We start from the raw sequence: 5,021 nt of genomic DNA on the forward strand, positions 1-5,021 counted from the left end.
GGTCTGGATAGAAGTAGTTCTTCCGATCGAAGACCGACTTGTGGTTGATCTGCGCTTTCAGCCCAAGGCCGGTGCGGATCGCCTGCTTGACGCATTCCTCGTTGATGACCGGCAGCATGCCGGGCATCGCCGCATCGACCAGGCTGACATTGGCGTTGGGCGCCGCGCCGAAAGCGGTCGAGGCGCCGGAAAACAGCTTTGCTTCCGATGTAATCTGGGCATGGACCTCGAGGCCGATGATGATCTCCCAGTCGCCGGTGGCACCGGAAACAAGGCGCTTGGCGTCGGGCGTGCGGGTGTCGATGAGGGACATGGTGGCCTGCGTATTGGAACTGCGGATAATGTGTTTCGCACACTTTGGTGTGCAACTTCGCTAGTGCAAACCGCCAAAAGAGACAAGCGCCCAAAAAACACAAGCGCAAAGCCGCGGACTGGCCTTTTCAGCCGCGTTCGCCTATAGGAGGTCCATTCCAATGGAGAGTGGATGTCCACTTACGCTCAGTCCCGGTAAGGCCCTGACCTCCTGGCGAGGCAGGGCAGAAAACCTGAAACCCCGTGCCGCGAAGCTTCGCGGCGGCGGCATTTTTTGTTTTCCCGGAAAACTCTCACATGGATATTTCGCGCAGCGCACGACCCCGAAAATCGGTATCGATTTTCGGAAAGGATCATGCGCCAAATCATAAGTGCCACAGCGTCCTTTGCGCGTCCAAGAGGACGCGCGGCGCTGTGGAAACAGCGCATCCTGCACCTGCTCGCGCAGGGCGGACGCATTGAAATCGAAAAGAACGAGAAGAAACGGATCGCCTCCGTCAAATGCCTGACCCGCGACGGCTGGCATTATCCGGGCGTCGATCTCGAGCTGTTTCGAAAACTGAAGCGGAAGAAGGCTGTTTCTTCGTCTGACGGTGGACCCTACCGCATCACCCGGCGCGGGCTCGCACTCGTCCGCTCCGAACTCGACAACAGGTAACCACGGCTCCGCCGGTCGGTTCTCCGGCCGGCGGTTCGCCTCACCGCTCAGGCGGTGGCGATGTAGGCTCTGATCTCGTCGGCCTCGCGCTCGACATCCTCGATGCGGCGCTTGACCACGTCGCCAATGGACACGATGCCATCGAGCATGCCGTCCTTTTCCACCGGCAGATGGCGGAAGCGGCCTCGGGTCATGATCTCCATCACCTCGTTGACGGTGTGGTTTTCGTTGCAGATCTTCACTTTCGGCGTCATCGCCGAACGCACGGGGATATCGAGCGCGGCTCCACCTTCGCGGGCGACAACCCGGACGATGTCGCGCTCTGACAGGATGCCGACGATCTTGCGATCGCCATTGGTGATGACCAGCGCCCCGATCTTGTGCTCTGCCAGGATACGGATGGCTTCGCTAAGCTTTTCGTTCGGCCCGAGCGTCAACACGTCATGGCCTTTTCTCTCGAGAATTGCCTTAACCGTCATGGCGTCCTCCTCTGCTTTGCCTGCCGGTTCCTGCCCTGACCGGCCTTCACGTAAGAGTGAACATCGTGCGCCGTGATCGGTTGCATTTCAAGTGTGGTGGTCGGCCGTCTCCCATTCGGGCGCCTGCCATCGCCTGTCGAACCAGCGCAGGCCGAAGAAGCCGGCGACAAAGCCGCCAATATGGGCCTCCCAGGCGATCTGGCCGTCTACCCCCGGGGCAAAACCGAGCAGGCCGGTGGCGAGATTGATGACCATCCACATGGCAAGGAAAATCACGACACCGCGCAAGCGCAACACGAATGCGATCGGCAGCACCGGGCCGGCGAAGGCGGCCTTGCCGGCCGAACGATCGGTGCGGAAGCCAAAACGCGCCGCAGCCCCCATCATGCCTGATATCGCACCGGAAGCCCCGACCAGCGGCGCCTCACCGTAAGGATGCAGTGCCCAGAAAAGCGCGACCGAAGCCAGCCCGGTTGCGGCAAAGAACAGCGCGAACCACAGCGTTCCCAGACGGTTTGCCAATGGTGAACCAAACGCGGCGAGCCACACCATGTTGATGGCGATATGGGCAAAGCCGCCATGCATGAACGCGTAGGTGAAGGGCCGCGAAAACAGGAACCAGTCGAAGCCGTATTGCCCGGTGTAGAGAACGGGGATGAAGGCCCCGTCATACAGCAATGTCATCTGCTGGGATTCGCTCAACACATATTGCTGCAACAGATAGACGACGACGCAGATGCCGATCACCGCCAGCACGACGGGCGGCAGGTTGAACACCGGCTCGCGCCGCGGCTCGGGCGCGCCCTCGACCGGGTCGGCTTCCGAGGGAATTACCGGTTCACTCATTTGAAATTGCACTCACTGCGGGATTCCAGGTTCGAGCATCTAGATTAACGCGGACCGAACAGCAAACCGCGAATCATCTGGCGCGAATCAAAAAAGAAGCCGTTCAAGGTTTCCCTTGAACGGCCGGTCGAGCCCCCTGCTCCCCTAAAACTCTGACTGAAGTGCTGCCGATCGTCGCGAAACGACCGCTTCTGGAGTGGTTTTTGTGTGCCACGGGGCTCGCTCAGACGCAACGTAAACCACTTGTTAACCTTAACGGCCCCGACCCGTGAACAAGTGTTAACGACGCTGGCACGCTTCCTGCTCCGCAACGCATGTAGGTCCTCGGAGGGCGCCCTTCTGTTCACCGATGGGACATCAGACGACAGATTGCGCGGAGCAGCATAGCATGAACCAGAATGGATCGATCACGCTGTTCCAATATTGGAACCGCCTGCGTGATGGACGCCCCGCCCCGAAGCGTTCGGAGGTCGAACCGGCCGACATCAAGTCGCTGCTGGCCGACACCTTTATCCTGGAACGTGACACGCGCGGACAGGCCGTATTCCGGCTGGCCGGCACGAGGCTTTGCGCCTGCTACGGCCGCGAGCTCAAGGGATTTTCCTTTCCATCGCTGTGGCGCGAGAAGGACCAGCGGCTCGTCTCGCGCCTGATCCATGGCGTGTTCGAGCAGAAATCGGTCGTGCTCATCAGCTATGAGGGCTTCAGCCGCAACGGGCGCTCCAATAAGTTCGAACTGCTTGCCCTGCCGCTGGACGGCGGCGTCGAAAATCCGCGCTGCCTGGGCGTCATCAGCGCCGTGGAGAAACCCTTCTGGCTGGGTGCCGATCCGATCACCGATGCGTTGATCGATTCAATCCGCGTCATAGATCCGGAGAAGGAGCTTCTGAACAATCGCCCGGCGATCGATGTTCCCTCGCTTGTTCCCGAAGAACTTGGGGCACCCGAGACGATCTCGGCGCTCGGCCGGGTGCGTCGCATCCGTCATCTCGTCGTCTTCGATGGCGGGCGCGAGGAATAGTCCGCTGTTTTTTGAGACCTGATGCACGTCGCCCAAAACTGCGCGGCGGTTTTGGCACCACGGCCTGCAAAAAGGAAAACGCTGGAGCGCCCGCTTTTCCCCTTTGTTAACCCGCTTTGTTGTACTTCTGTGATGAAGTTCCTCGCAGCGGCGCGCGTGATGCCAAACGGGGTGTAGGCAGTCATGAGGTCAGCGGCGGTCGACTATGCGCCGTCCCAAGCTGAAAGGCGAAACTTTCAGCGCGTCCGGGTTAAAATTTACGGACGCTTCATGCTGGAAGACCGCACCGAACATCCCTGCCAGGTCGTCGACATGTCACCGGGCAATGTTGCGTTTCGCACCGACCGCATCGGCATGCCCGGCGAAAAAATCATCGCCTACATCGATCATATCGGCCGCATCGAAGGCGTCGTCACACGCACCCTGCAGGACGGTTTCGCGATGACCGTCATTGCGTCGGATCGCAAGAAGGACAAGCTGGCCGCGCAATTGACCTGGCTGGCCAACAAGCATGAACTCGACCTGCCGGAAGATCGCCGCCACGAGCGCGTCGCACCGCGCAATCCGACAAGCGTGCTGCAGCTCACCGACGGCCGCCAGTACCAGTGCCGCATCATCGACCTTTCGCTCTCCGGCGCCGCTGTCGAAATCGACGTCAAACCGGCGATCGGCATCCAGGTCATGCTTGGCACCATGCGCGGGCAGGTCGTGCGTCATTTCGAGGACGGCGTCGCCATCGAATTCGCTGTGATCCAGCGTCCCGAAACGCTTGATTCCGAATTCAACACGTCACGCGCCTGAGCAGGCCCGACAGCAACATTCCAGGACCGGCCCTTGCGGCCGGTTTTTTGTTTCTGGGAGCGCTCCGCGCCCGAGGTGGGGAGCCTTCAGATCCAAACGAATTAATACTCAAATGATTCAAATTTTACGTTTATTCTATTGGAGTTTTACTCAATATCTACTTCGCGCTTTTGCGTCAAATAAATCCACACGTGGCAATGTCTCCTTCGAACGGGGAGACTACAACAATGAAGAAAACGAGGGGCAAGCTGTTGCTGGCGGCAATGGCGATGCAGCTTTCCGCTTGGGGATCAGCATATGCCGCGGGACCGGCCTATATGCACACCGGTGGACGCACCACCCAGCCTGTTGGTCACTATGAGTTCTGCCAGCGCATTCCCGGCGAATGCAGCGAACGGACCCCCAGGGGTGCGCCGGTCGAACTGACCCGCAAGCTGTGGGCGACGATCGTCAACATCAACAATTCGGTCAACACCCGCATCAAGCCGCGCACCGACATGGAAAACTACGGTGTCGAGGAATATTGGGCCTATCCGGCCAATGGCTATGGCGATTGCGAGGATTACGCGCTGGAAAAGCGCCGCGAGTTGATGGATGCGGGCGTCCCCGCCGGCAATCTGCTGATGACGGTGGCGCGCCAGCCGAATGGCGACGGCCACGCGGTGCTGACCGTGCGCACCAGCCTCGGAGAATTCATCCTCGACAATCTTGAGACCAAGGTCCTGTCCTGGACGGACACCGACTACACCTATCTCAAGCGCCAGTCGGACCAGAATTCCGGCGTTTGGGTGACGATCAATGACGGCCGCTCCGACGCGGTCGCCGGCGTCCGCTGATTTAACAGAGATCAAGCGCGCCGCGTGAATGCGAGGCGCTTCAGGAGAAACCCGGTCGAGTCCCCACC

The 5,021-nt window shown here is 60.0% G+C and carries 6 protein-coding genes and 1 pseudogene; 4 read left to right on the plus strand and 3 right to left on the minus strand.

The window, feature by feature from the left end; all coding sequences use genetic code 11:
- Nucleotides 1-313 (minus strand): annotated as a pseudogene (gene gatB / locus EN925_RS23040) (Asp-tRNA(Asn)/Glu-tRNA(Gln) amidotransferase GatCAB subunit B); the annotation flags it as partial.
- Nucleotides 314-667: 354 nt separating this feature from the next.
- On the opposite strand from gatB, the gene EN925_RS23050 reads away from it, so the two are divergent.
- Nucleotides 668-970, plus strand: a complete 303-nt coding sequence (locus tag EN925_RS23050; RefSeq protein ID WP_013531345.1) for a YjhX family toxin — start codon at nucleotides 668-670, stop codon at nucleotides 968-970.
- 47 nt (nucleotides 971-1,017) lie between these two features.
- On the opposite strand, the gene EN925_RS23055 is transcribed toward EN925_RS23050, so the two are convergent.
- Nucleotides 1,018-1,449, minus strand: a complete 432-nt coding sequence (locus EN925_RS23055) for a CBS domain-containing protein (RefSeq protein WP_013531344.1) — start codon at nucleotides 1,447-1,449, stop codon at nucleotides 1,018-1,020.
- Between the two features lie 87 nt (nucleotides 1,450-1,536).
- Entirely contained in the window at nucleotides 1,537-2,295 is a 759-nt protein-coding gene (locus EN925_RS23060) for a rhomboid family intramembrane serine protease (RefSeq protein WP_013531343.1), read from the minus strand.
- Nucleotides 2,296-2,683: 388 nt separating this feature from the next.
- Between EN925_RS23060 and EN925_RS23065 the strand changes: the two genes are divergently transcribed.
- The 3 genes from EN925_RS23065 to EN925_RS23075 all read left to right on the plus strand — a co-directional run bounded on the left by EN925_RS23065 (nucleotide 2,684) and on the right by EN925_RS23075 (nucleotide 4,953).
- Nucleotides 2,684-3,316: a PAS domain-containing protein gene (locus tag EN925_RS23065; RefSeq protein WP_127369850.1), complete on the plus strand. Its 633-nt coding sequence runs from the start codon at nucleotides 2,684-2,686 to the stop codon at nucleotides 3,314-3,316.
- A gap of 183 nt (nucleotides 3,317-3,499) precedes the next feature.
- Entirely contained in the window at nucleotides 3,500-4,117 is a 618-nt protein-coding gene (locus tag EN925_RS23070) for a PilZ domain-containing protein (RefSeq protein WP_127367722.1), read from the plus strand.
- 227 nt (nucleotides 4,118-4,344) lie between these two features.
- Nucleotides 4,345-4,953: a transglutaminase-like cysteine peptidase gene (locus EN925_RS23075; protein ID WP_128336951.1), complete on the plus strand. Its 609-nt coding sequence runs from the start codon at nucleotides 4,345-4,347 to the stop codon at nucleotides 4,951-4,953.
- Nucleotides 4,954-5,021: the final 68 nt, after the last annotated feature.

The sequence above is a fragment of the Mesorhizobium sp. M7A.F.Ca.US.006.04.2.1 genome (assembly GCF_004022915.1).
Lineage (GTDB): Bacteria > Pseudomonadota > Alphaproteobacteria > Rhizobiales > Rhizobiaceae > Mesorhizobium > Mesorhizobium ciceri.

What these genes read in the sequence shown, in the direction of transcription:
- EN925_RS23050 (WP_013531345.1), top strand. Translation starts at nt 668, where the DNA reads ATGCGCCAAATCATAAGTGCCACAGCGTCCTTTGCGCGTCCAAGAGGA.
- EN925_RS23055 (WP_013531344.1), bottom strand. Translation starts at nt 1,449, where the DNA reads ATGACGGTTAAGGCAATTCTCGAGAGAAAAGGCCATGACGTGTTGACG.
- EN925_RS23060 (WP_013531343.1), bottom strand. Translation starts at nt 2,295, where the DNA reads ATGAGTGAACCGGTAATTCCCTCGGAAGCCGACCCGGTCGAGGGCGCG.
- EN925_RS23065 (WP_127369850.1), top strand. Translation starts at nt 2,684, where the DNA reads ATGAACCAGAATGGATCGATCACGCTGTTCCAATATTGGAACCGCCTG.
- EN925_RS23070 (WP_127367722.1), top strand. Translation starts at nt 3,500, where the DNA reads ATGAGGTCAGCGGCGGTCGACTATGCGCCGTCCCAAGCTGAAAGGCGA.
- EN925_RS23075 (WP_128336951.1), top strand. Translation starts at nt 4,345, where the DNA reads ATGAAGAAAACGAGGGGCAAGCTGTTGCTGGCGGCAATGGCGATGCAG.